At 69.2% G+C, this 25,940-nt stretch carries 24 protein-coding genes; 15 read left to right on the top strand and 9 right to left on the bottom strand.

The genetic code is table 11. From position 1 onward, the window contains the following. Positions 1-121: 121 nt before the first annotated feature. Together OG734_RS15140 and OG734_RS15145 are read right to left on the bottom strand one after the other, a co-directional pair. Positions 122-1,258 carry a Fic family protein gene (locus OG734_RS15140; RefSeq protein ID WP_330288021.1) on the bottom strand — a complete coding sequence of 379 codons (1,137 nt, stop codon included), beginning with the start codon at positions 1,256-1,258 and terminating at the stop codon, positions 122-124. A gap of 31 nt (positions 1,259-1,289) precedes the next feature. Next, the gene (locus OG734_RS15145) at positions 1,290-1,433 is read right to left on the bottom strand and encodes a hypothetical protein (RefSeq protein WP_330294039.1); all 144 of its coding nucleotides are present in this window, start codon (positions 1,431-1,433) and stop codon (positions 1,290-1,292) included. Between OG734_RS15145 and OG734_RS15150 the strand changes: the two genes are divergently transcribed. Next, complete coding sequence (locus OG734_RS15150; protein ID WP_330293662.1) at positions 1,375-1,686, top strand: ArsR/SmtB family transcription factor; 312 nt, start codon at positions 1,375-1,377, stop codon at positions 1,684-1,686. The genes OG734_RS15145 and OG734_RS15150 overlap by 59 nt on opposite strands. Positions 1,687-1,849: 163 nt before the next feature. Here the strand turns inward: OG734_RS15150 and ychF are convergent, their stop codons facing one another. Next, the gene (gene ychF / locus OG734_RS15155; protein ID WP_330288022.1) at positions 1,850-2,938 is read right to left on the bottom strand and encodes a redox-regulated ATPase YchF; all 1,089 of its coding nucleotides are present in this window, start codon (positions 2,936-2,938) and stop codon (positions 1,850-1,852) included. 375 nt (positions 2,939-3,313) lie between these two features. Between ychF and OG734_RS15160 the strand changes: the two genes are divergently transcribed. Beyond that, the gene (locus OG734_RS15160) at positions 3,314-3,703 is read left to right on the top strand and encodes a DUF6542 domain-containing protein (RefSeq protein WP_330288023.1); all 390 of its coding nucleotides are present in this window, start codon (positions 3,314-3,316) and stop codon (positions 3,701-3,703) included. A 68-nt stretch (positions 3,704-3,771) separates the two neighbouring features. Here OG734_RS15160 and ppgK read toward each other — a convergent pair whose 3' ends face one another. Next, positions 3,772-4,518 (bottom strand): polyphosphate--glucose phosphotransferase, encoded by a 747-nt coding sequence (gene ppgK, locus OG734_RS15165; RefSeq protein WP_330288024.1) that lies wholly within the window; start codon positions 4,516-4,518, stop codon positions 3,772-3,774. A gap of 29 nt (positions 4,519-4,547) precedes the next feature. Further along, positions 4,548-5,576 carry a 4-hydroxy-3-methylbut-2-enyl diphosphate reductase gene (locus OG734_RS15170; protein ID WP_330288025.1) on the bottom strand — a complete coding sequence of 343 codons (1,029 nt, stop codon included), beginning with the start codon at positions 5,574-5,576 and terminating at the stop codon, positions 4,548-4,550. Positions 5,577-5,763: 187 nt separating this feature from the next. Between OG734_RS15170 and xseA the strand changes: the two genes are divergently transcribed. The 3 genes from xseA (at position 5,764) to OG734_RS15185 (ending at position 7,967) form a co-directional block, all read left to right on the top strand. Then, on the top strand, positions 5,764-6,972 hold the full coding sequence (gene xseA, locus OG734_RS15175; RefSeq protein WP_330288026.1) for an exodeoxyribonuclease VII large subunit: 1,209 nt from the start codon (positions 5,764-5,766) through the stop codon (positions 6,970-6,972). A gap of 9 nt (positions 6,973-6,981) precedes the next feature. After that, on the top strand, positions 6,982-7,236 hold the full coding sequence (locus tag OG734_RS15180) for an exodeoxyribonuclease VII small subunit (protein WP_330288027.1): 255 nt from the start codon (positions 6,982-6,984) through the stop codon (positions 7,234-7,236). Positions 7,237-7,376: 140 nt separating this feature from the next. Further along, a complete protein-coding gene (locus OG734_RS15185) occupies positions 7,377-7,967 on the top strand; it encodes a malonic semialdehyde reductase (protein ID WP_330288028.1) in 591 nt (196 codons plus the stop codon). Positions 7,968-8,047: 80 nt separating this feature from the next. On the opposite strand, the gene OG734_RS15190 is transcribed toward OG734_RS15185, so the two are convergent. Then, on the bottom strand, positions 8,048-8,578 hold the full coding sequence (locus OG734_RS15190; protein ID WP_330288029.1) for a DUF4245 domain-containing protein: 531 nt from the start codon (positions 8,576-8,578) through the stop codon (positions 8,048-8,050). A 128-nt stretch (positions 8,579-8,706) separates the two neighbouring features. On the opposite strand from OG734_RS15190, the gene glpX reads away from it, so the two are divergent. After that, complete coding sequence (gene glpX / locus OG734_RS15195; RefSeq protein ID WP_330288030.1) at positions 8,707-9,741, top strand: class II fructose-bisphosphatase; 1,035 nt, start codon at positions 8,707-8,709, stop codon at positions 9,739-9,741. A 70-nt stretch (positions 9,742-9,811) separates the two neighbouring features. On the opposite strand, the gene OG734_RS15200 is transcribed toward glpX, so the two are convergent. After that, complete coding sequence (locus OG734_RS15200; protein WP_330288031.1) at positions 9,812-10,183, bottom strand: WhiB family transcriptional regulator; 372 nt, start codon at positions 10,181-10,183, stop codon at positions 9,812-9,814. A 288-nt stretch (positions 10,184-10,471) separates the two neighbouring features. Further along, positions 10,472-11,188, bottom strand: coding sequence for a DUF1707 SHOCT-like domain-containing protein (locus OG734_RS15205; protein WP_330288032.1), 717 nt, complete (start codon positions 11,186-11,188; stop codon positions 10,472-10,474). A gap of 215 nt (positions 11,189-11,403) precedes the next feature. Between OG734_RS15205 and OG734_RS15210 the strand changes: the two genes are divergently transcribed. From OG734_RS15210 to OG734_RS15225, 4 genes are all read left to right on the top strand, one after another. Continuing rightward, the gene (locus OG734_RS15210) at positions 11,404-13,071 is read left to right on the top strand and encodes a fumarate hydratase (protein ID WP_330288033.1); all 1,668 of its coding nucleotides are present in this window, start codon (positions 11,404-11,406) and stop codon (positions 13,069-13,071) included. A gap of 243 nt (positions 13,072-13,314) precedes the next feature. Continuing rightward, positions 13,315-14,712 carry a class II fumarate hydratase gene (locus OG734_RS15215; protein ID WP_330288034.1) on the top strand — a complete coding sequence of 466 codons (1,398 nt, stop codon included), beginning with the start codon at positions 13,315-13,317 and terminating at the stop codon, positions 14,710-14,712. 73 nt (positions 14,713-14,785) lie between these two features. Beyond that, complete coding sequence (fomD, locus tag OG734_RS15220) at positions 14,786-15,478, top strand: cytidylyl-2-hydroxypropylphosphonate hydrolase (RefSeq protein WP_330288035.1); 693 nt, start codon at positions 14,786-14,788, stop codon at positions 15,476-15,478. Positions 15,479-16,043: 565 nt separating this feature from the next. Further along, the gene (locus tag OG734_RS15225; protein WP_443065087.1) at positions 16,044-18,116 is read left to right on the top strand and encodes a SpoIIE family protein phosphatase; all 2,073 of its coding nucleotides are present in this window, start codon (positions 16,044-16,046) and stop codon (positions 18,114-18,116) included. A gap of 80 nt (positions 18,117-18,196) precedes the next feature. On the opposite strand, the gene OG734_RS15230 is transcribed toward OG734_RS15225, so the two are convergent. Beyond that, entirely contained in the window at positions 18,197-20,638 is a 2,442-nt protein-coding gene (locus tag OG734_RS15230) for a transglycosylase domain-containing protein (protein ID WP_330288037.1), read from the bottom strand. A 264-nt stretch (positions 20,639-20,902) separates the two neighbouring features. On the opposite strand from OG734_RS15230, the gene OG734_RS15235 reads away from it, so the two are divergent. The 5 genes from OG734_RS15235 to OG734_RS15255 all read left to right on the top strand — a co-directional run bounded on the left by OG734_RS15235 (position 20,903) and on the right by OG734_RS15255 (position 25,915). After that, a complete protein-coding gene (locus OG734_RS15235) occupies positions 20,903-21,850 on the top strand; it encodes an SPFH domain-containing protein (protein ID WP_330288038.1) in 948 nt (315 codons plus the stop codon). Continuing rightward, positions 21,847-22,143: a hypothetical protein gene (locus OG734_RS15240; RefSeq protein ID WP_443064861.1), complete on the top strand. Its 297-nt coding sequence runs from the start codon at positions 21,847-21,849 to the stop codon at positions 22,141-22,143. Before OG734_RS15235 ends, OG734_RS15240 begins: the two co-directional genes overlap by 4 nt. Before the next feature lie 222 nt (positions 22,144-22,365). Next, on the top strand, positions 22,366-22,893 hold the full coding sequence (locus OG734_RS15245) for a PadR family transcriptional regulator (protein WP_330288039.1): 528 nt from the start codon (positions 22,366-22,368) through the stop codon (positions 22,891-22,893). Then, positions 22,890-23,585: an ABC transporter ATP-binding protein gene (locus tag OG734_RS15250; RefSeq protein ID WP_330288040.1), complete on the top strand. Its 696-nt coding sequence runs from the start codon at positions 22,890-22,892 to the stop codon at positions 23,583-23,585. Before OG734_RS15245 ends, OG734_RS15250 begins: the two co-directional genes overlap by 4 nt. Continuing rightward, on the top strand, positions 23,582-25,915 hold the full coding sequence (locus OG734_RS15255; protein WP_330288041.1) for an ABC transporter permease: 2,334 nt from the start codon (positions 23,582-23,584) through the stop codon (positions 25,913-25,915). The genes OG734_RS15250 and OG734_RS15255 overlap by 4 nt, the downstream gene beginning before the upstream one ends. The last annotated feature ends 25 nt before the right edge of the window (positions 25,916-25,940 follow it).

The raw sequence follows: 25,940 nt of genomic DNA on the forward strand, positions 1-25,940 counted from the left end.
GCATCGGCCCGCCGGCATCCTCCGGCGGGCCGGGCACGTTTCTTGATGAGCGTCAGAAACCCTGCCCGTCGCGAACTCCGAACAGTTCCACCATATCGGCGGACGTGACCGCGCGACGTCCTCAGCGCGGGTACGGATCGGCCAGCGGCAGCGGTGTCCGAGCCGCTTCCAGAGCTGGCTCCGGAAAGGCGGGGCCGACGGTGTAGAAGCGGGCACGGGTACGGCCGACCGGTGTCAGGACGTCGGCCGCAACCAGATCCCGCAGGTCGCGTTGGGCCCGCTGCAGGCTCAGGTCCTCCGCTCGTTCGTAGCGTGTACGACGCACCCGCCCGGACATCGCCACGTCATGCAGAGCAGAAACCACCCTCTCCTCCAGCCCCCGGACCTCCGCGAACTCACCGAGCAGGACCCACACCCGACTCGAACGATCCAGGCGACTACGTACGGTCTGCGCCTGCTGGTGGTAGGCAGTGAGGTTGAAGCGAACCCAGTCGGAGACGTCCTGGTCGGGGCGGTAGGTGGCACCCCGGCGCTGCAGCTCCCGGTAGTACTCCCATGTATTGCCGGGGCGCCCCAGCCAAGCCTCGATCGAGGAGAATTCGGGGGCCAGTTCTCCCTCTCTCGCGATCATGAGTGTTTGGAGGGACCGGGACATACGGCCGTTTCCATCCGCCCACGGATGGATGGAAACGAGATGCAGATGCGCCATGGCGGCCCGCACCAGTGGGTGGGTGCCATCGTCCGTGTTCAACCACTCGACCAGTTCGCCCGTCAACGCAGGCACATCGGCCGCGTCCGGCGCCGTGTATGCCGCGATGCTTGAGTCGCGGACGTCCGTCACGTACACCGCTCCGCGTCGCCACTGCCCGGCCGGCTTCCTCGGGCTGTGCCGGTGTCCCTGCAGCATCCAGTGGAGCGCGTTGAGGAGCTCCTTGCCATAACGGAAGTCCGAGGCATCGTGCAGCGTCTGGATATAGGTCATCATCCGCTGATAAGCGAGCGTCTCCTCGCGGTCCTCCTCGGAGACATCGACATCCCGCTCGCCCTCGAGAAGATCCTCGACGTCGACCGTGGACACTTTGAAGCCCTCGATCGAGTTGGAGGCCGCCACCGCGTCGGCTGTCAAGAACTTACGCAGCCCCTCAGTCCACTTCGACGGAGCGGACCGGACCTGTAGGCGCAACGAGTGGCGAAGATCGTCGACTTCGCCAAGAACGCGCTGATCCTCGGCATTGAGAACAGGCGTGGGGAAGAGCATGCACACACCGTATAGTGACGCAAACATTACGTCAATGCGTCAGTGATCCACCGTTGGAGAGTCGTTGCAGGTGTCGCAGGATGCGCTCCGCGGTGGGCGGGTCGGCGAGCCGGGGGATGCCACGGTCGGCATCGCGCGGGCCGTCCCGTTGCAGTTCGATCGGATGCAGTTCCACGACCCGGAGGGCGCCCCTGTCCGACCCCGCGCGACTGTCCCTCTGCCGGCACCTGGTGAACGAACCCATCACCACATCCGACCTGGCCGTACGGACCGGGATGACCCTGTCCCAGGTCTCCCGCCACCTCGGACGCCTGCGCGAGGTGGGTCTGCTGACCTCCCGGCGGGACGGCCGACAGATCTACCACCGGTTGGACACGGACCGCCTCACGCATCTGGGCGTGGACGTGCTGACCTCGATCATCCGCTGAAGGCCGGTGCCGACGAACGGCCGCACGGTTTCGTCTTCGCACACCGGCCGGTTGAGGGATGCGAGACGACAACGAATCGTCGATGCCGGGCCAGACCAGCCCGGCATCGACGGCCGCTTCTCCTTCTGTATCTCATTTCCCCAGGTCAGCGACGTGGCGAAATTCATACATTGAACCGGAACTCCACCACGTCCCCGTCCTGCATCACATACTCCTTGCCCTCCATACGGGCCTTGCCCTTGGCGCGGGCCTCGGCCACCGAGCCCGTTTCGACCAGGGCGTCGAAGGAGATGACCTCCGCCTTGATGAAGCCCTTCTGGAAGTCGGTGTGGATGACTCCGGCGGCCTCGGGGGCGGTGGCGCCCTTCTTGATGGTCCAGGCGCGGGATTCCTTGGGGCCGGCCGTCAGATAGGTCTGCAGGCCCAGGGTGTCGAAGCCGACGCGGGCCAGGGTGGCCATGCCGGGCTCCTCGACGCCCACCGACTCCAGGAGCTCCAGCGCTTCCTCCTCGTCGAGCTCGGCGAGATCCGCCTCCAGCTTCGCGTTGAGGAAGATCGCCTCGGCGGGGGCGACCAGGGCGCGCTGCTCGTCCTTGAAGGCCTCGTCGACCAGTTCGTCCTCGTCGACGTTGAAGACGTAGAGGAAGGGCTTGGTGGTGAGAAGGTGCAGGTCGTGGAGGAGTTCCTCGTTGCCGGAACCCTGGACGATGCCCGCGGAGAACAGGGTGTCGCCCTTCTCCAGGATCTCCTTCGCCGCCTCGACCGCCGCGACCTTCGGCCCGATGTCCTTCTTGATGCGCGACTCCCGCTGGAGGCGCGGCAGGACCTTCTCGATCGTCTGGAGGTCGGCGAGGATCAGCTCGGTGTTGATCGTCTCGATGTCGTCCTTCGGCGAGACCTTGCCGTCGACATGCACGACGTTCTCGTCCTGGAAGGCGCGGATGACCTGGCAGATCGCGTCCGACTCGCGGATGTTCGCGAGGAACTTGTTGCCCAGGCCCTCACCCTCCGAGGCGCCCTTCACGATGCCCGCGATGTCGACGAAGTCGACGGTCGCCGGAAGGATCTTCTGGGAGCCGAAGATCTCGGCCAGCTTCGCGAGGCGCGCGTCCGGGACACCGACCACGCCGACGTTCGGCTCGATCGTGGCGAACGGGTAGTTGGCCGCCAGCACGTCGTTCTTGGTCAGGGCGTTGAACATGGTCGACTTGCCGACATTCGGCAGACCGACGATTCCGATCGTGAGCGACACGTTGCGACTTCCCGTACGAGAGGAGGGTGAGGAGGGTGGAGACGATCCCTCAGTCTACGGGCTGCCGTACCCCCCGTCCGGCGCCGTATCGAACCCTTGGCCAAGGTCGGTCCGCGGTCTGTCCGTCGGCGTGTCTTGACCGCCTGTTCGGCGTGTCTGAGGGGTTGTTCCGTGCACAGGCCCACCTAGGTTGGTCCAGTGGAGCAACACAGGATCCGACACCGTCCCCCGCGCTCCGGCCCCGCCCGGCCCGGCCGCGGCGCCCCGCCGGCCCCGCGCGGCGGCCGTGCCGCAGGGCAGGCGGCGGCCGGATCCCGGCGGCCCGCGGCCACCGCCCGACGGTCCGCTCCACCGGTCGTGCAGGCTCTGCGGCGGATGCCGAACCCCCGGCTCACCGGTCTCGGCGGCGGGCTGTTCTGCGCCGCGCTGATGTTCGCGCTCGGCTGTCTCGACCAGTTGCTGTTCGGGGCGTCCCTGACGGCGTACGGAGTGCTGTTCCTGCCGGTGTGCGTGCTGACCGCGGCCTGGGTGCGGGGCGCGGACCTGGTGACCGCGCCCGTCGTCGCACCCATCGCCTTCACCGTGGGCCTGTTGCCCGTGGCAGACGGTGACGGTGTCTTCGCCCGCCTGATGGGCATCGTCACCGCACTCGCCACCGAGGCCGGCTGGCTGTACGGGGGGACGCTCGTCGCGGGTGCCATCGCGACCGTGCGGAAGGTCCGCCTGATGAACCGGCGGCCGGGGCGGACCCGCACGCCCGTGTGAGGCACCGGGTTCTCCGGTCGCCCTACCGGGGGTTCTCCTGGCCGCCCGTCCCGCATCTCCCCGCCCGGTTACGCCTTCTTGGCCGCCCGCATCGCCGCGCCCACGATCCCCGCGTTGTTCTGCAGCTGCGCCGGGACGATCTCCGCCCGGATGCCCTCGATCAGCGGCAGGAACTTCTGGGACTTTCGGCTGACGCCGCCGCCGATGATGAACAGCTCGGGGGAGAACAGCATCTCGACGTGGGCCAGGTACTTCTGGACGCGCTGGGCCCAGTGCTCCCAGGTCAGTTCGTGGTCGTCCTTGGCCTTGGTGGACGCCCTGGTCTCCGCGTCGTGGCCGTGCAGCTCCAGGTGGCCCAACTCCGTGTTCGGGACCAGGACGCCCTCGGCGAAGAGGGCGCTACCGATGCCCGTACCGAAGGTGAGGAGGGCGACCGTGCCTTTGCGGTCGCGGCCGGCGCCGAACTGCATCTCGGCGACGCCCGCCGCGTCCGCGTCGTTCAGCACCGTCACCGGGAGGCCGCCAAGGCGGTCGCTCAGCAACGCGCGCGCGTCCGTGTCGATCCAGTTCTTGTCGACGTTCGCCGCCGTACGGATCGTCGAGCCGTCCGTCACCACGCCCGGGAAGGTGATCCCGACCGGGCCCGTCCAGCCGAAGTGGCCGACGACCTCCTTCACGCCGTCCGCCACCGCGTCGGGCGTGGCCGGGTGCGGGGTCAGCACCTTGAAGCGCTCCTCCGCGAGGTCGCCCCTGTCCAGATCCACAGGGGCGCCCTTGATCCCTGACCCGCCGATGTCCACGCCGAAAATGTGCATGGCTCTACGTTACGGCGTACGACTGACAGTCACTCACCCGAGGGGGTATGTGCGGGCGCCGCGCCTTTGCGCCGGCCCACCAGCTCCGCCGCCTCCGCCCGCAGGTCGCGGCGCAGTTCCTTCGGCAGGGAGAACGTGATGGACTCCTCGGCCGCCTTGACGAGCTCCACGTCCTCGAAGCCGCGCCGGGACAGCCACTCCAGGACCTGCTCGACCAGGATCTCGGGGACCGACGCGCCCGAGGTGACGCCGACCGTCGACACTCCGTCCAGCCAGGCCTCGTCGATCTCGTCGGCGAAGTCCACGAGGTACGCCTCGCGGGAGCCGGCGAGCTTCGCGACCTCGACCAGGCGGACCGAGTTCGAGGAGTTCTTGGAGCCGACGACGATCACCAGCTCCGCCTCCTCGCCCATCTGCTTCACCGCGAGCTGGCGGTTCTGGGTGGCGTAGCAGATGTCGTCGCTGGGCGGGGAGATCAGCTGCGGGAACTTCTCCTTGAGGGCGTCGACGGTCTCCATCGTCTCGTCCACGGAGAGGGTGGTCTGGGACAGCCAGACGACCCTGGACGGGTCGCGGACCTCGACCTTGGCAACGTCCTTCGGCCCGTCGACCAGCGTGATGTGGTCCGGGGCCTCGCCGGAGGTGCCGATGACCTCCTCGTGGCCCTCGTGACCGATCAGGAGGATGTCGTAGTCCTCGCCTGCGAAGCGGACGGCTTCCTTGTGGACCTTGGTGACGAGGGGGCAGGTCGCGTCGATGGTCGCGAGCTTGCCTGCGGCGGCCTCGTCGTGCACGACGGGGGCGACGCCGTGCGCGGAGAACATGACGATCGATCCCTCGGGGACCTCCGCGGTGCGCTCGACGAAGATCGCGCCCTTCCTCTCGAGGGTCTGTACGACGTATTTGTTGTGCACGATCTCGTGCCGGACGTAGATGGGGGCCCCGTACTGTTCGAGGGCCTTCTCGACGGCGATCACGGCGCGGTCCACGCCCGCGCAGTAGCCTCGGGGGGCGGCGAGCAGGACACGGCGGCCAGGCGAAGCGGTCATGTGAACCATCGTAAGGCCGCGCTCGGTGTGGCGATGATTGTGCGGTTTGCGCTCCCGCCGCCCCTACCCGTCCCATCCTGTTCCTGGGGGCTGCGCCCCCAGACCCCCGCTGTCGGCCCTGAAGGGGCCTCGTCCTCAAACGCCGGACGGGTTGCAAGGTGCCCGGTGTGTCAGTGGTGGCCGTTAGTCTCGCGGTATGGCTCTCAATACGTCAGCTGACGCTCCGCTGCCTGTCGGTGAGGTGTCGCGGCTCATCGGGGGGTGGATCGACCGGCTCGGTGCCGTGTGGGTCGAGGGGCAGATCACCCAGTTGTCACGGCGGCCCGGCGCGGGCGTGGTGTTTCTGACGTTGCGTGACCCCTCGCACGACATCTCCGTCGGCGTCACCTGCTATCGGCAGGTGTTCGACGCCGTCGCCGATGTGGTGAGCGAAGGGGCCCGCGTCGTCGTACTCGCGAAGCCCGAGTGGTACGCGCCTCGGGGGCAGTTGTCGCTGCGGGCCACCGAGATACGGCCCGTCGGGGTGGGGGAACTGCTCGTCCGGCTGGAGCAGTTGAAGAAGGCCCTCGCCAACGAGGGACTGTTCGCCGCCGAGCGGAAGAAGGCGCTGCCCTTTCTGCCCCACCTCATCGGGCTCGTGTGCGGACGGGCGTCCGCCGCCGAGCGGGACGTCCTGGAGAACGCCCGGCGCCGCTGGCCGGCCGTCCGTTTCGAGGTGCGCAACGTCGCCGTGCAGGGCGTGCACGCCGTATCGCAGGTCGTCCAGGCCGTGAAGGAGCTGGACGATCTCGACGAGGTGGATGTGATCGTGGTGGCCCGGGGCGGCGGGAGCGTGGAGGATCTGCTGCCCTTCTCCGACGAGCAGCTCGTCCGGGCGGTCGCCGCCTGTCGTACGCCCGTCGTCTCCGCCATCGGGCACGAGCCCGACCAGCCGCTGCTCGACTTCGTGGCGGATCTGCGGGCCTCCACTCCCACCGACGCCGCCAAGAAGGTCGTCCCGGACGTGGGTGAGGAGTACGAACGGGTGCGGTTGCTGCTCGATCGGGCCAGGCGGGCCGTTCACGGCTTCGTCGAGCGGGAGGAGCGCGGACTCGCGCACGCCCTCGCGCGGCCCGTCATGGAGGATCCGCATCGGATGATCGACGAGCGGGCCGACCAGGTCACCTCCCTCGTCGAGCGATCGCGGCGCACCCTCGGTCACCTTCTCGACCGCGCCGACTCCGAGCTGTCCCACACCCACGCGCGCGTGGTGGGCCTCTCCCCCGCCGCGACCCTGCGGCGCGGGTACGCGGTGCTGCAACAGGCCGACGGGCACGTGGTCCGGGATCCGGGTGAGGTGGTGGCCGGCGAGGCGCTGCGGGCGCGGGTCGCCGAGGGTGAGTTCACTGTCCGAGTCGATGTCTAGGGTGGGCGCATGACCAGCAACGTGAGCGAGGCGCTCGGCTATGAGCAGGCACGGGACGAGCTGATCGAGGTCGTACGGCGACTGGAGGTCGGCGGTACGACCCTGGAGGAGTCCCTCGCCCTCTGGGAGCGCGGAGAGGAGCTGGCCAAGGTGTGCCGGCAGTGGCTGGAAGGTGCGCGCAAGCGGCTCGACGCGGCCTTGGCCGAGGGCCGGTCCGGGGCGGGCGGCGAGGAGGACGACGGGTCCGGCTCCGGCTCCGAGTGATCTGGCGGTGGTCCCGCCTCGCTTTCTGTGAAGCGGATCACCATCCGCCGGGTTTTGTTGAACCTTGAACTTCATTTTTGTACTGTCGATGTCGTCAGCCGATCCCGACGGATCCGGCGCACGTCTACAGAAGGTTTGCCATGTCCCTCGTTCTTGACCCCGCCGCCCAGGACCTGCTGTTCCGCGAGGCCCGTACCGCGAACACCTTCACCGACGAGCCGGTGTCGGACGAGCAGGTGCAGGCGATCTACGACCTGGTCAAGTTCGGCCCGACCGCCTTCAACCAGACCCCGCTGCGCATCACCCTGGTCCGCTCCGCCGAGGCCCGCGAGCGCCTCGTGCAGCACATGGCCGAGGGCAACCAGGCGAAGACCGCCACCGCCCCGCTGGTCGCGATCCTCTCCGCGGACAACGAGTTCCACGAGGAGCTGCCGGCCCTGCTCCCGGCCTTCCCCCAGGCCAAGGACCTCTTCTTCAGCGAGCGTTCCGCCCGTGAGGGTGCCGCCGGCCTCAACGCCGCCCTGCAGGCCGCGTACTTCATCATCGGCGTGCGTGCCGCCGGCCTCGCCGCCGGCCCGATGACCGGTCTCGACTTCGCCGGTGTCCAGAAGGAGTTCCTGGACGGCGACCACACCCCGCTGATGGTCGTCAACATCGGCAAGCCGGGCGCCGACGCCTGGTACCCGCGCTCCCCGCGTCTGGCGTACGACGACGTCATCACCACCGTCTGAGGCACACCGACGCAACCGACGCATTCACGACTGAGGCCCCTGGCTCGTGCCGGGGGCCTCAGTCGCACCTGCCTGGTTTCCTACGTCGTCCTCAGGGCCTGGGCCATCTTCGTCAGGCGGTCGAACGACGCCGTGCCCGTCACCACCGTCGTGGAGCCCTTGTCGCGCAGGACCAGCGCGTCGTACTGCCCGCCCTCGTACCGCGTCCACGTCGCGTCCCCTATGCGCTGGGTGACCTTCGTCTCCCGGGCGCGCTGGGTGGCCTCGTCGATGAAGACGGACGGCTTCTGAGCGGACTGCTCCACCGCCACGTACTCACCCTCGGAGTCATGGAAGCCGAGGTGCCACGCGTCGAAGTTCGCGCCCGAGAAGCGCACCGAGGTCGCCTTCCAGTCGGCCGACAGGCCCTGGGGCGCGACCACCGGGTAGCTCGCGGCGCGGCGAGCCGTCAGCAACTCGACGCGGTAGTCGACCCGTTTGAGGTCGGGAGCGGAGTCGTCGTGCGGGAGGAAGAGGTAGATGACTCCCGCCGCGAGACTGATGAGGCCCAGGGACAGAATCATGTCCCGGACCGTCTTCTGCTTGCCGTTCTTGCCGTTCGAACCTGCCACGCTCCCTATCGTCGCAGGTGCACCGGTCCGCTCATCCGTGGGGCCCCCTGCTCATTTTGTCTGCCTGACGATAGAGTCGGGGCCAACACCCTCGTCCGGCCGTCGCCGTATCAGAAAGGTGCGTCTCGATGACCGAGCATCATCATCTGCCGTCCGAACTCGAAGTCCCCTCCGAGGCTCCCGACCGCAACCTCGCCCTGGAACTCGTCCGGGTGACCGAGGCCGCCGCGATGGCCGCGGGCCGCTGGGTCGGCCGCGGTGACAAGAACGGCGCCGATGGTGCCGCGGTGCGCGCCATGCGGACCCTCGTCTCGACCGTCTCGATGAACGGCGTCGTCGTCATCGGTGAGGGCGAGAAGGACGAGGCGCCCATGCTCTTCAACGGGGAGCATGTCGGCGACGGGACCGGGCCCGAGTGCGACATCGCCGTCGACCCCATCGACGGTACGACCCTGACCGCCAACGGCATGACGAACGCCATCGCTGTCCTCGCGGCGGCCGACCGCGGGTCGATGTTCGACCCGTCCGCCGTCTTCTACATGGACAAGCTGGTCACCGGGCCGGACGCCGCCGACTTCGTCGACATCAACGCGCCCGTCTCCGTGAACATCCGCCGGGTCGCCAAGGCCAAGCGGGTCACGCCCGAGGACGTCACCGTCGTCATCCTCGACCGGCCGCGCCACGTCGGCATCATCCAGGAGATCCGGGAGACCGGCGCGCGCATGAAGCTGATCTCCGACGGCGATGTCGCCGGTTCGATCCTCGCCCTGCGCGAGGGCACCGGCGTCGATCTGCTGCTGGGCATCGGCGGTACGCCCGAGGGCATCATCTCGGCCTGCGCCGTGAAGTGCCTCGGCGGCACCATCCAGGGCAAGCTGTGGCCGAAGGACGACGAGGAGCGGCAGCGGGCGGTGGACGCGGGGCACGATCTCGACCGCGTTCTGCTGACCGACGACCTGGTCTCCGGTGAGAACGTGTTCTTCGTCGCGACCGGGATCACCGACGGTGAGTTGCTGCGGGGGGTTCGTTATCGGTCGGAGACGGCGACGACGGAGTCGATCGTGATGCGGTCGAAGTCGGGGACGGTTCGCCAGATTTCGTCCGAGCATCGGCTCAGCAAGCTGCGGGCGTACAGCGCGATCGACTTCGATCGCGCCAAGTAGTCACAGCCCCGCACCCCTGTCGGGGCGCCCCTTGTGCGGAGGGGCGCCCCTTTCGCTGTGACAGGTCGGGTCAGCCCGCCGCGGCTATCGTGTCGTGGCTGGTCTTCTTGAGTTCCATTTCGCGGCGGCGGCGCCTGGCCAGGACCACGCGGCGTTCGGCGGCGGTGAGGCCGCCCCAGACTCCGTACGGCTCGGGTTGCAGCAGTGCGTGTTCGCGGCATTCGACCATCACCGGACAGCCACCGCACACGCGCTTGGCCGCCTCCTCCCGGGAGAGCCGGGCCGCGGTCGGTTCCTTGGAAGGGGCGAAGAAGAGACCCGCCTCGTCGCGCCGGCACACCGCCTCGGTGTGCCATGGGGCGTCCTGGTCCCTTTCTCGCACTGGCACCCGCTGGGGCGGAACGGCAGCGACCTGCAGGGACGAATGCGGCGGTTGCAGCACGGTCTACTCCTGACGACGGCTTCTTCGCGAGCTGGAGGGAGCCGTGGGGCCTACGTGGACCGGGGCGACGGGTCCGGTGCGTCCGGGGCGTGCGATCGCAAGGCGCGCGCGTGCCGGGCGTACCGGGTTCCGCGTGAAGCCCACGGCACCCTCCAAGAGACGATGCAGCAAGCCCTACCCGCTGTGCGCGCGCCTATGCACTGAGTTCCCGACCACTGAGGTTCCAGGGCGTTGTCGAGGCGTCGCGACCTGACCGAATCGCTTCGGGTGCGACCGAATTCACAACCGTCAACGGTCCAGATGTTTGCGCAAACCCTTGTCGACCTTGCGGGAGACCCGGTCGAGGATGTCCTCGATCATCTTGCCCCGCTTGGGTTTCGCCTCGACATTTCCGAGTATCGCCAGCCCGTCCACATAGACCACGGGCGCGTCGGGATCACCCGAATCCAGCGTGCTCACCTCGAAGTTGCCGAGCACACCGCCGCCGGTGCCGCGCAACGAGACGTTCTCCGGGACGCGGATCTCGACGTTGCCGAAGACCGAGATCGCCTTGATGACGACCTGCTGGTACTCGAATATCGCCTCGCTGAGGTCGATCTCGACGCTGCCGAAGATCGCGTACGCGTGCATACGGCGGCCCGCGCGCCAGCGGCCCTTGCGGACGGCGGCGCTGAAGACCGCCACCACGTTCTCGTCGGGGTCGAGCGGGATCGCGCCCGGGGTGGGGCGGTTGGGCGCGGGGGTGTACGCCCATCCCGCGTCCCGGGGCGCGCGGGACTGGTAGGACTGATAGGGCTGGTGGCCGGCGGGCAGGTCCCGTACGAAGACCTCCAGTTCGCCGACCGTCTTGGCGCTCAGCACCCCCTCGACGCGCTCGGCGTGTTCGTCGGGCGTGAGGCGGCCCTCGGCCAGCGCCTCGCGCAGGAGGTCCGCGATGCGGTCGCGGTCCGCGTCCGAGGCGCGCAGTTCCGAGGGGCGTGGTTCGGTGTGCTTCTGAAGGTCCACGAAAGCAGCGTACCCAAACGCGATAGATCGCGACTAGGGGTGTGGACGGACGCGTGGACAGACATGTGGACAGACCGACGGGCGACCTCGTTCGAGCTGGTCCCCTCTCAACTGAGTCTTACCTAACAAGCTCCTCCTGTCCGGCAGGTCATACGCTGGTGTGCGCCCGCCAATGAAGGCAGGCCGCTGTCTTCGTCGAGTGAGGAATGGGCGAGATGCCTGAGTTCGCGTACACCGATCTGCTCCCCATGGGAGAGGACACCACCCCGTACCGGCTGGTGACCTCCGAGGGTGTCTCCACCTTCGAGGCCGACGGGCGCACGTTCCTCAAGGTCGAGCCGCAGGCGCTGCGCAAGCTCGCCTCCGAGGCCATCCACGACATCCAGCACTATCTGCGGCCGGCCCACCTGGCGCAGCTGCGGCGGATCATCGACGACCCCGAGGCGTCGGGCAACGACAAGTTCGTGGCCCTGGACCTGCTGAAGAACGCCAACATCGCGGCGGCGGGCGTGCTCCCCATGTGCCAGGACACCGGCACGGCGATCGTCATGGGCAAGCGCGGGCAGAACGTCCTCACGACGGGCGGGGACGAGGCGGCCCTGTCCCAGGGCATCTACGACGCGTATCTGAACCTGAACCTGCGTTACTCGCAGATGGCTCCGCTCACCATGTGGGAGGAGAAGAACACCGGATCCAACCTGCCGGCCCAGATCGAGCTGTACGCCACCGACGGTGGCGCCTACAAGTTCCTGTTCATGGCCAAGGGCGGCGGCTCGGCCAACAAGTCGTTCCTCTACCAGGAGACGAAGGCCGTCCTGAACGAGGCCTCCATGATGAAGTTCCTGGAGGAGAAGATCCGTTCGCTGGGTACGGCCGCCTGTCCGCCGTACCACCTGGCGATCGTGGTAGGCGGCACGAGTGCCGAGTACGCGCTCAAGACCGCCAAGTACGCCTCCGCGCACTACCTCGACGAGATCCCGGCCGAGGGGTCCGAGCTCGGTCACGGCTTCCGGGACAAGGAGCTCGAGGAGAAGGTCTTCGAGCTGACGCAGAAGATCGGGATCGGCGCGCAGTTCGGCGGCAAGTACTTCTGCCACGACGTACGGGTGGTTCGGCTGCCTCGGCACGGGGCTTCCTGTCCCGTCGCCATCGCCGTGTCCTGCTCGGCCGACCGGCAGGCCGTCGCGAAGATCACGGCGGAGGGTGTCTTCCTGGAGCAATTGGAGACCGATCCGGCGCGGTTCCTGCCGGAGACGACGGACGAGCATCTCGACGAGGCGTCCGACGTGGTCAGGATCGACCTCAACCAGCCCATGGACGACATCCTCGCCGCGCTGACCAAGTACCCGGTGAAGACGCGGCTGTCGCTCTCCGGGCCGCTGGTCGTGGCGCGTGACATCGCGCACGCCAAGATCAAGGAGCGGTTGGACGCGGGCGAGGAGATGCCGCAGTACCTGAAGGACCACCCGGTGTACTACGCCGGGCCGGCGAAGACTCCTGAGGGGTACGCGTCGGGGTCGTTCGGGCCGACCACGGCCGGGCGCATGGACTCGTACGTCGAGCAGTTCCAGGCGGCGGGTGGGTCGAAGGTGATGCTGGCGAAGGGGAACCGGTCGGCGCAGGTCACCAACGCGTGCGACGCGCACGGCGGCTTCTACCTCGGCTCCATCGGCGGCCCGGCCGCGCGACTCGCCCAGGACTGCATCAAGAAGGTCGAGGTCGTCGAGTACGAGGAGCTCGGTATGGAGGCGGTGTGGAAGATCGAGGTCGAGGACTTCCCCGCGTTCATCGTCGTCGACGACAAGGGCAACGACTTCTTCAAGGATCCGGCGCCGGCGCCTACGTTCACGTCGATTCCGGTGCGGGGGCCGGGGCTGGCGTAGGCGGGTTCGGGGCGGTGGAGGTGGGGGTGCGCGTCAGTTTGTTTCGCCCCCGCCGCCCCTACCCGTCCCATCCCCAGGGGCTCCGCCCCTTCGGCCCCGCTGGGGCTGCGCCCCAGACCCCCTTCGGCCTGGACGGCCTCGTCCTCAAACTCCCCCAGAGGGGGGACCCCCAACGGGCTGACAGCCACAGGTACGGGGAATACGTCCCCCCGGACCCGCGCTGTGCCTTCCGGAGGTACGACGATGACAACGCCCGACCCGCAGTACCGCATCGAGCACGACTCCATGGGGGAGGTACGCGTCCCCGTCCACGCCAAGTGGCGGGCCCAGACGCAGCGTGCCGTCGAGAACTTCCCCATCTCCGGGCAACGTATCGAGCGCTCCCATATCGAGGCGCTCGCCCGGATCAAGGGTGCCGCCGCGAAGGTCAACGCGCGGCTCGGTGTGGTCGACAAGGACATCGCCGACGCCATCCAGGAGGCCGCCGACGAGGTCGCTGCCGGGATTTGGGACGAGCACTTTCCCGTCGACGTGTTCCAGACCGGTTCCGGGACCTCGTCCAACATGAACGCCAACGAGGTCATCGCCGGCCTTGCCAGTGAGCGGCTCGGCAGAGACGTACACCCTAATGATCATGTCAACGCCTCCCAGTCGTCCAACGACGTGTTCCCCTCCTCGATCCACATCGCCGCCACCGCCGCCGTCACCCGCGATCTGATCCCCGCTCTCGACCACCTCGCCGACGCCCTCACCCGCAAGTCCGAGGAGTTCGCCGACGTCGTGAAGTCGGGGCGTACGCATCTCATGGACGCCACGCCCGTGACCCTCGGGCAGGAGTTCGGGGGGTACGCGGCGCAGGTGCGGTACGGCGTGGAGCGGCTGCGGGCCTCGCTGCCCCGGCTCGCCGAGCTGCCCCTCGGCGGTACCGCCGTCGGGACCGGCATCAACACCCCGCCCGGGTTCTCCGCCGCCGTCATCGAGGAGGTCGCCCACGCCACCGGGCTGCCCCTCACCGAGGCTCGCGATCACTTCGAGGCTCAGGGGGCGCGGGACGGGATCGTCGAGACCAGCGGGCAGCTGCGGACCATCGCCGTGGGGCTGACGAAGATCGCCAATGATCTGCGGTGGATGGCCTCCGGGCCGCGGACCGGGCTCGCCGAGATCAGCCTGCCCGATCTTCAGCCGGGCTCGTCCATCATGCCCGGCAAGGTCAATCCCGTGATCCCCGAGGCCGTGCTGATGGTCTCCGCGCAGGTCATCGGCAATGACCTCACCGTCACCACCGCCGGTGCCGCCGGGAACTTCGAGCTCAACGTGATGCTGCCGGTCATCGCCAAGAATGTTCTTGAGTCCGTGCGGCTGCTAGCCAACGTCTCGCGGCTGCTTGCCGATCGGACCGTCGACGGGATCGTGGCCCATCGGGAGCGGGCGCGTGAGTACGCCGAGTCCTCGCCCTCCGTCGTCACGCCGCTGAACAAGTACATCGGGTACGAGGAAGCCGCCAAGGTGGCCAAGAAGTCGCTCGCCGAGAAGAAGACGATCCGCCAAGTCGTCCTGGAATCAGGGTATGTGGAGCGCGGCGACCTCACCGTGGAGCAGCTCGACACGGCGCTTGATGTCCTGCGGATGACGCGCCCGTAACGTCATCCGGCCACCGGCGTGAACCGTGACACGCACCGCAGCATCGTATGCCCGGGGCACCTAATATCTCTCCATGACAGACGACGGAGCGTTGAGACGAGTGGAAGCGGGCGGATCGGCGGCGTACTGGTCCCCCGGGAGTCAAGTCCTGTGGCGGTACCGTGAGAACTCCGGCGAGCGCTTCCACATCGCGCGGCCCGTCACCGTCGTACGGGATGATCCCGAGGTGCTCGCGGTGTGGATGGCCCCCGGCACCGAGTGCGTCAAACCCGTGCTGGCGGACGGTACGCCCGTGCATGTGGAGCCGCTGGAGTCGCGGTACACCAAGCCCCGGACCGTGCAGCGCGACCGCTGGTTCGGCACCGGGGTGCTGAAGCTGGCGCGACCCGCCGAGCCCTGGTCGGTGTGGCTTTTCTGGGAGCCGGGCTGGCAGTTCAAGAACTGGTACGTGAACCTGGAGGAGCCGCTTGCCCGTTGGGCCGGCGGCGTCGACTCCGAGGACCACTTCCTCGACATCACCGTGAATCCCGACCGGACTTGGGAATGGCGTGACGAGGACGAGTTCGCGCAGGCCCAGCAGGCCGGACTGATGGACGCCCAACTCGCCGAACGGGTAAGGAAAGCGGGGCGTTCGGCGGTGGAGGTCATCGAGGCCTGGGGGGCACCGTTCGCTGATGGCTGGCAGCACTGGCGCCCGGATCCGTCGTGGGCTGTACCGTCACTGCCGGAGGACTGGGACCGTACGCCCGCGCACATGTCGTCATGAGACCCTTGATGCGCCCCCGGTGCACAACCGTAGGATCGTCCTCCACAAGGGCGCACAACCGTAACTCCCGGAACATGCGCTGGGCCTGACCATACGTCACCGAGGGGCGGCAGGACGTGAGCGAGGCGTACGAGGGCAACACCGGTCCGGGCCGAACAGGGCTCGCCGGTGCATCAGGAACAACCCCTGACCACGCCGGTTTTCCGTTCCTGGGGCACGTATTCCGGGTATCGGGAAGTCGGCGGGACCAACTGCGTGTACAACGCGCAGCCCCGGACGGATGGATTCGACACGCGTGACGGAGCAACCCACCTCGCACGAGCACCGGCGACCGGACAACGGCCGGCCGGACAACCCCGCGGACACCCGCGGGGCGCTTCTGCGTTCCCCGGAGGCGGCGGCCTTGCCGCTGCCGAAGCAGACAACAGGGCAGGGAGGGGCCGCCGGTGGGCTGGAGGCCGCCGCAGGCTCTGTGACAGGCTCGGAGTGCCCCGAGACCGTCGGCGGCGCCGGTACGGCCGCGCACGACGCGGGAACAGCGGGAACAGAGGCGGGAACAGGCGCGATGGCATCCAGCTCGGGTACTGGTACCGGTACGTCCGGCTCCACCGGCCCCAACTCCGCAGGCCCCCCGGCCATCCCCGGCCCCGAGCACTCGCAGCCCGACCAGCAGTCCTCGACCGAGCCCGACGCGCACCGCCCGCGTCCGGCGCCGGACAGCATCCCTGTCCAGCCGGACGGTGACACGGCCCGCCCCGGCACGGAGAACCACGCCGCCGAGAACCACGCCACGGGCAACCACACGGGCGTCGGCGCGCCCGCCGAGGTCCCCGGGCCCACCGACAGCGCCGAGACGCTCTCGGGCGCATCTGCGGGCAAGGAGCGGCGTTCCGGGCAGGGCAACCCCGCCGGCACCCCCCTGCCGATGCGGCGGGACGGCGACCGGCTGCGGTTCGTCGGTGCCGCCACCCGGCGGATCGCCCGGGGCATCGACCTCGACGAGATCGTGATGGGGCTGTGCCGGGCCACCGTGCCGACGTTCTCCGACACGATCCTCGTCTATCTGCGCGACCCGCTGCCCGTCGGCGACGAGCGGCCCACAGGACCGCTGGTGCTGCGGCTGCGCCGCACCGACCGGCTTCCGGCGGAGCGGGACACCGAGAACGGCTTCCTGGCCACCTCCGCCGTCCCGCAGCCCCCGCCCGAGCTGTCCCCGGTCAGCGCCGAACTGTGCGAGGTGCGTCCCGGCGGCGCGCTCGCCGAGGTGCTGCGCGGCGTACGGCCCGTCTTCGCGGACGCGCCCGCCGCCCGCGCCGCCCTGCCCGAACTGCTCGGCGAGGGCTGCGATCTGGACGTACCGGACGGACAGCGCGCGATCCTCGCCCCGCTGCGCGGCCGGCGGCGGGTCATCGGGGCCGCGCTCTTCCTGCGCCGGCCGGAGCGGATCCCGTTCGAGACGGACGATCTGCTGGTCGCCGCCCAGCTCGCCACCCACAGCGCCCTCGGCATCGACAAGGCGGTGCTGTACGGCCGCGAGGCCTACATCGCCGACGAGTTGCAGCGCACGATGCTGCCGGAGACCCTGCCGCGCCCGACAGGCGTGCGGCTGGCCTCCCGCTATCTCCCGGCCGCCGAGACCGCCCGCGTCGGCGGTGACTGGTACGACGCCATCCCGCTGCCCGGCAGCCGGGTCGCGCTCGTCGTCGGCGACGTCATGGGGCACTCCATGACCAGCGCGGCCATCATGGGCCAGCTGCGGACGACTGCGCAGACCCTCGCCGGTCTCGACCTGCCCCCGCAGGAGGTCCTGCACCACCTCGACGAACAGGCCCAGCGGCTCGGTACGGACCGCATGGCGACCTGCCTGTACGCGGTGTACGACCCGGTATCGCACCGGATCACCATCGCCAACGCCGGTCATCCGCCGCCCGTCCTGCTGCACCTGGGCGGCCGGGCCGAGGTGCTGAAGGTGCCGTCCGGCGCGCCCATCGGCGTCGGCGGTGTCGACTTCGAGGCCGTCGAGCTGGACGCGCCCGCCGGCGCCACCCTGTTCCTCTACACCGACGGGCTCGTCGAGTCCCGGCTGCGGGACGTCTGGACCGGCATCGAGCAGCTGCGCGAGAAGCTCGCCGCGACCGCCCAGCTGACCGGGCCCGACCATCCGCCGCCCCTCGAAGCCCTGTGCGACGAGGTCCTCGACATGCTCGGCCCGGGCGACCGGGACGACGACATCGCGCTGCTCGCCGCCCGCTTCGACGGCATCGCGCCGAGCGACGTCGCGTACTGGTACCTGGACCCGGAGGACGCGGCTCCCGGCCGGGCCCGCCGGCTCGCCCGGCGCGCCCTGTCCCGCTGGGGTCTGGAGGACCTGACGGACTCGGTGGAGCTGCTGGTCAGCGAGGTCGTGACGAACGCGGTGCGCTACGCGACCAAGCCGATCACCCTCCGGCTGCTGCGGACCGACGTACTGCGCTGCGAGGTCGGCGACGACGTACCGCAGCTGCCGCGGCTGCGGCAGGCGCGGGCCACGGACGAGGGCGGGCGTGGCCTGTATCTCGTCAACCGGCTGGCCCGGCGCTGGGGTGCGACCCGGCTGAGCACGGGGAAGGTGGTCTGGTTCGAACTGAACCGGACGTGAGCGGTCACGGTCGTATGAACGAGGTCGCATGTACGAGGAAGGGCCCCCGGTGATCACCGGGGGCCCTTCCTCGTACGTACCTACTGCCCGTCGCCCGGGTCTCCGGGCTCCAGTGTGATCCCGCCCGGCCCGCCGCCCGTCGGGGTCGGGGTCGGCGTCGGGGTCGGGGTCGGCGTCGGGGTCGGGGTCGGCGTCGGGGTCGGCGTCGGGGTCGGGGTCGGGGTCGGCGTCGGCGTCGGCGTCGGCGTCGGCGTCGGGGTCGGCGTCGGGGTCGGCGTCGGGGACGGCGTCGGGGACGGTGTCGGCGTCGGCGTCGGCTTCACGCCCGCGCCCTGCGTGGCGTCCAGGTCGAACTTGGTCACCTTGCCCATCGCGCCGAAGGTGTACTCCGCCCAGATCTTCGCCGGGTAACCGCCGCCGTTGATCCGGCCGCCGCCCGCCGTGATGAGGCCCGTGGCGCCCGTCAGGGAGACCTGTTTGCGGGCCTTCGTGTCTTCGCCGAACAGGCCGACCGAGGTGACCAGACCCGGCGTGTAGCCGGTGAACCAGGCCGACTTGTTCTCGTCGGACGTACCCGTCTTGCCGGCCACCTGCTGGCCCTTGCGGTTCTTCGCCTGGGCCACCGAGACGCGGGCCGTACCGTCGTTGACCACGCCTGTCAGCACCGACGTGACGGTGTCTGCTGCCTCGCGGGTGATGATCTGCTCACCGAGCGAGGAGTCGAACTCGACCGTACGGTCCTTGTGTTCGGCCGACTGCACGACGGCCGGGGTGACCTTGCGGCCGTGGTTGGCGAGGGTGGCGTAGACGCCGGCCATCTCCATCGGGCTCGCGCCCATCGTGCCGAGGGTCTGCGCGGGCACCGCCTGCAACCCCTCGGTGTCCAGGCCGAGTTCGTCGGCGACCTTCATGACCTCGGACATCCCGACGTCGACGCCCATCTGCGCGAACACCGAGTTGATCGACTTGTTCATCGCGGTCTGGACGGTGACGTCGCCGTAGTCGTCGTCGTCCTCGTTGGGCGGGCCGAAGCCGACCTTCTTGCCGTCGGAGACGACCTGCCGGCCGCTCGTGCCGTCGTAGATCGTGTCCGGGTTGATCAGATCGCCGCCCTGCGTACGCGCCTGCTCCTCCATGGCCGCCGCGAGGATGATCGGCTTGAAGGTGGACGCGGGCTGGTAGTCACGCCGGGTCGCGTTGCTGATGAAGTGCTTGAAGTAGTCGACACCGCCGTACAGCGCGAGCACCCGCCCGGTCTTCGGGTCGACGGACGCGGCACCGGCCTGGACGTTGCCGTCGACCTTGCGCTTCTTCGCGTCGAGCTTGCTGGTGAGCTGGCTCTTGACCGCCTGCTCCAGCGCGACCTGCTTCTTCCGGTCGATGTTGAGCGTGATCGTCCAGCCGCCCGCGTCGACCTGCGCCCTGGCGTCCTCGGCGTCGCTGGCCGTGCCCTGGGTGACGAGTTGCTTGGCCAGCTCGCCCTTGGCGGCGTCGACGAGGTAGCCGGTCTGGCCCTCCAGGCCCGGGGCGCCCTTCGGGGGCTTCGGCACCGGGAACTTCATGGCCGCGCGCTCGGTCTTGTCGAGCCAGCCCTCCTCGACCATGTTGTCGAGTACGTAGTTCCAGCGCGCGGTCACCAGCTTCTTGCCGGTGTCGGAGGCGACCGCCCAGTCGTACTGGCTCGGCGCCTGGAGCAGCGCGGCGAGGTACGCGCCCTGCGCGACGGTGAGGCGCTTGGCGTCGACGCCGTAGTAGGCCTGCGCGGCGGCCTGGATGCCGTAGGAGTCGCGGCCGTAGTAGTTGGTGTTGATGTAGCCGGCGAGGATGAAGTCCTTGGACTTCTCGCGGTCCACCTTCAGCGAGATGACCAGTTCCTTCAGCTTGCGTGTGACGGTCTGGTTCTGGTCCAGGTAGTAGTTCTTGACGTACTGCTGGGTGATCGTCGAACCACCCTGCTTGCCCTTGCCGGACAGCGTGTTGATCAGACCGCGGGTGGTGCCCTTGAGGTCGACGCCGGAGTCCTTGTAGAAGGACTTGTTCTCGGCGGCGACGAAGGTCAACTGGACCTTCTTGGGTACGTCGGCCAGGTCCACGATCTCGCGGTTCACCGTGCCGGTGCGGGCGAGGACGGTGCCGTCGCTGTACTTGTAGATGTTGCTCTGCAGCTTCGCGGCGGCATTGCCTGCGGGCACCTCGATCATCAGGTACAGCACGATGAAGGCGCCCATGCCGAGCAGGATGAAGCCGAAGAACGCGCCGAGGATCTTCTTCCAGGTGAAGAGCCGGCGGATGAAACTCTTACCTTCCTTGCCGCCCTTGCCACTCTTGCCCCGCGCCGCCGCCCTGCTGGCTGCCCGGCCCTGGGGCGCCGTCGCGGTCGCGGTCGCGGTGCCGCCCCCGGTCCCGGTCTCGGATTCGGTCCCGTGCTCGGTTCCGGTCGACGTGTCTCTGGGCGAGCGCTTGGGCGCCGCGCGGCGGCCACCGCGCTGCTGCCGCGCTCGTCTCTCGTCCGCTCGTCCCATGAGTTCGCTTCGCTCCGGTTCCTTCTTGTGTTCCGTCTCGCACGTCACACAGGTTCGTGGCTCAGGTCAGCTCAGAAAAATAACACCGGCAGATAAGACGACGAGATTTCGATCCCGCCTTTTCCGGACGTGACAATCAGCACCCACCCCACTGGAACCGACTACTGGGGGGTGCGGAAGGTTGCCGGGCGAGCTAAAGTGATATCACTTAGCTAGAACACTGCTAGGGTCTGGCGACACCAGACCATGAAACGGGGGCCATCCATGACCACGGACAACTCCACTCCGACCACCGATCCCGACGCCGATCTGCCCGACATGCCCGACCCGCAGGTCCGGGAGTTTCCCGCCCACAGCATCGGCGGCGGACTCGCCCTGCTGGTGGGGCTGGTCGGACTCGCGCTCGGCGTCGGCATGGTCGTCAGCGCGACGGCCGTCTCCGGCGGCGGGGCCAAGGCCGCGCTGATCGTGCCCGGCATCCTGGTCGGCCTCTGCTCCTTCATCGCCATGTGCGGCCTGAACACGGTGGCGCCGGGCGAGGCCCGGGTCGTCCAGCTCTTCGGGCGGTACCGGGGGACGATCCGGCAGGACGGACTGCGCTGGGTGAACCCGCTCACCTCGCGCACGAAGATCTCGACCCGGGTCCGCAACCACGAAACGGCCGTCCTCAAGGTCAACGACGCCTACGGCAACCCGATCGAGCTCGCCTCGGTCGTGGTGTGGAAGGTCAAGGACACCGCGCAGGCGACGTTCGAGGTGGACAACTACATCGAGTTCGTCGCCACCCAGACCGAGGCGGCCGTCCGGCACATCGCCATCGAGTACCCGTACGACGCCCACGAGGAGGACGGGCTCTCGCTGCGCGGCAACGCCGAGGAGATCACCGAGAAGCTGGCCGTCGAGCTGCACGCGCGCGTGGCGGCGGCCGGCGTCCAGATCATCGAGTCCCGCTTCACCCACCTCGCGTACGCTCCCGAGATCGCCTCCGCGATGCTCCAGCGGCAGCAGGCGGGGGCGGTCGTCGCCGCACGGCGGCTGATCGTCGACGGCGCGGTCGGGATGGTCGAGGCCGCGCTCGCCCGGATCACCGAGCAGGACATCGTGGAGCTGGACTCCGAACGGAAGGCGGCGATGGTGTCGAACCTGCTGGTGGTGCTGTGCGGCGACCGAGCGGCGCAGCCGGTCCTGAACACGGGGTCCCTGTACCAGTGAGTGGTCCCTCCGGGGGTTCGGCGGGTGAGAACCCCGAGGACCTCGAACGCCCCGAGCGCCCCGAGCGGCGGCCGCAACAGCAGCGCAAGCAGGTGCTGCTGCGGCTGGACCCTGCCGTGTACGAGGCGCTCGCCCGGTGGGCGGGGGATGAGCTGCGCTCGGCCAACGCGCAGATCGAGTTTCTGTTGCGGCGGGCGTTGGCGGAGGCGGGAAGGCTGCCGGGGGAAGCGGGGCCGATTCCTCGGCGCGGGCGTCCCCCTGGGGGCTCCGCCCCCAGACCCCCGTCGGCCTGAAGGGCCTCGTCCTCAAACTCCCCCAGAGGGGGGACCCCCGGACGGGCTGAAGATGCCCGTCCGGCACTGAGATGCACCCGCCCGCCGCCGGAGAGTGCCCGGTGACAGAACCGTGACAATCGGCTCCCACCTGCGCACTCACACCCCATCCCGCACCCCCTCCCACGCTCTATACACGGCAGGTATACACACCACGTATACCCCGTGCGTATAGTCCTCCCCATGTCCATCGGTCACACCCTTCTGGGACTCCTGGAGTCCGGCCCCCGACACGGTTACGACCTGAAGCGGGCCTTCGACGAGAAGTTCGGTCATGATCGCCCGCTGCACTACGGGCAGGTCTACTCGACGATGTCCCGACTGCTGAAGCACGGGCTCGTCGAGGTCGACGGGATCGAGGCCGGCGACGGCCCCGAGCGGAAGCGTTACGCGATCACCGACGCCGGGATCACCGACGTACAGCGGTGGCTCGCCACGCCCGAGAAGCCCGAGCCGTATCTGCAGTCGGTCCTCTACACGAAGGTCGTCCTCGCGCTGCTCACGCACCGGAACGCCGGTGACATCCTCGACACGCAGCGCTCCGAGCACCTGCGGATGATGCGCATCCTGACCGACCGCAAGCGCAAGGGCGACCTCGCCGACCAGCTCATCTGCGACCACGCCCTGTTCCACCTCGAAGCCGATCTGCGCTGGCTGGAACTGACCGCCGCGCGTCTCGACAAACTCGCTCTGGCGGTGACGGCCCGATGACCTCGACCCCTCCTCCCGGTTCCCTGCTCGTCGCGAGCGAACTGCGCAAGGCCTACGGCCCGACCAACGCGCTCGACGGCGCCGAGTTCTCGATCCACCCCGGCGAGGTCGTCGCCGTGATGGGCCCGTCCGGGTCCGGCAAGTCGACCCTGCTGCACTGTCTCGCCGGGATCGTGCCGCCCGACTCGGGGTCCATCACGTACAACGGGCGTGAGATGGCCGGCATGAGCGACGCGCAGCGCAGTCAGCTGCGGCGCACCGAGTTCGGGTTCGTGTTCCAGTTCGGGCAGCTCGTCCCGGAACTCACCTGCGTCGAGAACGTGGCGCTCCCGCTCCGTCTCAACGGGACCTCCCGCAAGGAGGCCGAGCGGACCGCACTGTCCTGGATGGAGCGGCTGGAGGTCGACGACCTCAAGGGCAAGCGGCCCGGCGAGGTGTCCGGCGGTCAGGGTCAACGGGTTGCCGTCGCACGCGCGTTGGTCACCGGTCCCCGGGTGCTGTTCGCCGACGAGCCCACCGGTGCCCTCGACTCGCTCAACGGCGAGCGCGTGATGGAGCTGCTCACCGAGGCCGCCCGGTCGACCAACGCGGCCGTCGTGCTCGTCACCCACGAGGCACGGGTGGCCGCCTACTCGGACCGCGAGATCGTCGTACGGGACGGGAAGTCACGGGACATGGAGCGCGTCGTATGAGCGCTCGGCAGTGGACGAGGGACTTGGGGCTGGGGGTCCGGTTCGCCTTCACGGGCGGGCGCGAGGGCTGGGGGCGGGTCCTGCTGACGGCCGTCGGGGTCGGGCTCGGGGTGGCGCTGCTGCTGCTGACGACCGCCATCCCGAGCGCCCTGGCGGCCCGGGGCGATCGCGAGAGCGCCCGGACGAACATCATGTACGTCGACACGCAGATGCCGAAGGCCGACAACACGCTGCTCGTCGCCATGGCGGACACGAACTTCCGCGCCGACGACATACGCGGGCGGGCACTGGAGGCCGAGGGGCCACGGGCGCCCTTGCCGCCGGGGGTCGACAAACTCCCCGCGGCCGGGGAGATGGTCGTCTCGCCCGCTCTCGAAAGGCTGCTGAAGTCCGGCGACGGCAAGCTGCTGCGGGAGCGGCTGCCGGACCGGATCGTCGGCACCATCGACGACAACGGGCTCAGGGGACCGGCCGAACTCGCCTTCTACCGGGGCGCCGACAATCTCGCGGAGCACCTCACCAACGGTGTGAACGCGCGGATCAACCGGTTCGGGGATCTGGAATCGAGTTCCGAGGGGATGGACCCCGTCCTGCTCCTCCTCACCCTCGTCGTCTTCGTGGTGCTGCTGATGCCGGTCGGTGTCTTCATCGCCACGGCCGTACGGTTCGGCGGTGAGCGGCGCGACCGGCGGCTGGCCGCGCTGCGGCTGGTCGGGGCCGACGGCATGATGACCCGGCGGATCGCGGCGGGCGAGGCCTTTGCGGGCGCCGCGGTCGGGCTCGTCCTCGGCGCCGTCTTCTTCCTGATCGGCCGTCAGGCCGCGGGCTACGTCGAAATCCTCGACATGAGCGTCTTCCCCAGCGATCTGAATCCGGCTCCCGCGCTGGCCGTCCTGGTCGGGGTCGCCGTCCCGGTGGCCGCAGTGCTGGTCACCCTGTTCGCGCTGCGCGGTGTCGTGATCGAACCGCTCGGCGTGGTGCGTACGGCCAGGCCGCCGCGCCGTCGGCTGTGGTGGCGGCTGCTGATGCCGCTGGGCGGGATCGCGGCGCTCTCTCCCATGATCGGGCAGGGCAACGACGCCGGGCAGTTCAACGACCTCCTCGTCATCACCGGTGTCACGCTGCTGCTCGTCGGGGTGACCGCGCTGCTGCCCTGGGTCGTCGAGGCGACCGTCGCCCGGCTCGGCTCCGGCGGGCTCTCCTGGCAACTGGCCGTCCGGCGTCTCCAGTTGAGCAGCGGTACCGCGGCGCGCATGGTGAACGGCATCGCGGTGGCGGTGGCCGGTGCGATCGCGCTGCAGATGTTCTTCGCCGGGGTCTCCGGCGCCTACACGACCGCGTCGGACCAGGACCTCGACCGGGCCCAGATGGAGTTCAGCGTTCCCGACAACGTCTCCCCGGCCTCGGCCGCCCAGAAGCTCACCAGCACCAAGGGCGTACGGAAGATCACCGTGATCTCCTCCGCCTCGGTCGGCGATAAGGCCAAAGACCCGGAAAACTCTGTCGAGTTGACCATCGGCGACTGCGCGACGCTGCGTGAGATGGGCCATCTGCCCTCGTGCCGCGACGGCGATGCCTTCACCGTGCGGGGCGCCGAGTACGACACGGTGACGCCCCGAATGGTCAAGCCGGGCCGGGAGTTGTGGATCAGCTCGGACCGCGCCCTGGCGACGACGAAGCCGTCGGACGCCTGGACGGTGCCGGCGGGCCTCAAGCAGGCCGGCGTGCGCGAGGACCCGTCCGGGGTCGAGCACGGCGGCATCCTCGCCACGCCGGGCGCCCTGCCCAAGGAGACCGTGGCGGAGGCCGCCGGACGGATCTTCATCGGCCTCGACCCCGAGGTGGCGGACGCCCACGACCTGGTCCGCAACACGGCGGCGCGGATCGACCCTCTCACGGCGCCCGACACCTGGACGTCGAGCGACCGCACCAAGCAGTTCAACTCGATCCGCACCGGCCTCTTCGTCGGCGCGACCTGCGTCCTGTTGCTGATCGGGGTGAGCCTGCTGGTCTCGCAGCTGGAGCAGTTGCGCGAGCGCCGGAAGCTGCTGTCGTCCCTGGTCGCCTTCGGCACCCGGCGGCGCACCCTGAGCCTGTCGGTGCTGTGGCAGACGGCGATCCCGATCGGACTGGGGCTGATGCTGTCGTCGGTGGTGGGACTGACCCTGGGCGTCGTCCTGCTGAAGATGACGAGCAGGTCGGTCCACGTCGACTGGGCCGCCGTACTGGCGATGACCGGCATCGGCGCGGGAGTCGTCCTCCTGGTGACGCTGCTGAGCCTGCCGCCGCTGCTGCGGCTGATGCGCGCGGAGGGCCTGCGCACGGAGTGACCCTCCCGCGCACCCCCGCCGACGG

It is taken from the genome of Streptomyces sp. NBC_00576, assembly GCF_036345175.1.
Lineage (GTDB): Bacteria > Actinomycetota > Actinomycetes > Streptomycetales > Streptomycetaceae > Streptomyces.

Coding starts and splice junctions, on each gene's coding strand:
- glpX (WP_330288030.1), top strand. CDS start 8,707: ATGACCGAGCATCATCATCTGCCGTCCGAACTCGAAGTCCCCTCCGAG.
- OG734_RS15140 (WP_330288021.1), bottom strand. CDS start 1,258: ATGCTCTTCCCCACGCCTGTTCTCAATGCCGAGGATCAGCGCGTTCTT.
- xseA (WP_330288026.1), top strand. CDS start 5,764: ATGGCTCTCAATACGTCAGCTGACGCTCCGCTGCCTGTCGGTGAGGTG.
- OG734_RS15230 (WP_330288037.1), bottom strand. CDS start 20,638: ATGGGACGAGCGGACGAGAGACGAGCGCGGCAGCAGCGCGGTGGCCGC.
- OG734_RS15235 (WP_330288038.1), top strand. CDS start 20,903: ATGACCACGGACAACTCCACTCCGACCACCGATCCCGACGCCGATCTG.
- OG734_RS15170 (WP_330288025.1), bottom strand. CDS start 5,576: ATGGTTCACATGACCGCTTCGCCTGGCCGCCGTGTCCTGCTCGCCGCC.
- OG734_RS15210 (WP_330288033.1), top strand. CDS start 11,404: ATGCCTGAGTTCGCGTACACCGATCTGCTCCCCATGGGAGAGGACACC.
- fomD (WP_330288035.1), top strand. CDS start 14,786: ATGACAGACGACGGAGCGTTGAGACGAGTGGAAGCGGGCGGATCGGCG.
- OG734_RS15250 (WP_330288040.1), top strand. CDS start 22,890: ATGACCTCGACCCCTCCTCCCGGTTCCCTGCTCGTCGCGAGCGAACTG.
- OG734_RS15225 (WP_443065087.1), top strand. CDS start 16,044: ATGGCATCCAGCTCGGGTACTGGTACCGGTACGTCCGGCTCCACCGGC.
- OG734_RS15150 (WP_330293662.1), top strand. CDS start 1,375: ATGCCACGGTCGGCATCGCGCGGGCCGTCCCGTTGCAGTTCGATCGGA.
- OG734_RS15180 (WP_330288027.1), top strand. CDS start 6,982: ATGACCAGCAACGTGAGCGAGGCGCTCGGCTATGAGCAGGCACGGGAC.
- OG734_RS15185 (WP_330288028.1), top strand. CDS start 7,377: ATGTCCCTCGTTCTTGACCCCGCCGCCCAGGACCTGCTGTTCCGCGAG.
- ppgK (WP_330288024.1), bottom strand. CDS start 4,518: ATGCACATTTTCGGCGTGGACATCGGCGGGTCAGGGATCAAGGGCGCC.
- OG734_RS15255 (WP_330288041.1), top strand. CDS start 23,582: ATGAGCGCTCGGCAGTGGACGAGGGACTTGGGGCTGGGGGTCCGGTTC.
- OG734_RS15245 (WP_330288039.1), top strand. CDS start 22,366: ATGTCCATCGGTCACACCCTTCTGGGACTCCTGGAGTCCGGCCCCCGA.
- OG734_RS15215 (WP_330288034.1), top strand. CDS start 13,315: ATGACAACGCCCGACCCGCAGTACCGCATCGAGCACGACTCCATGGGG.
- OG734_RS15160 (WP_330288023.1), top strand. CDS start 3,314: ATGCCGAACCCCCGGCTCACCGGTCTCGGCGGCGGGCTGTTCTGCGCC.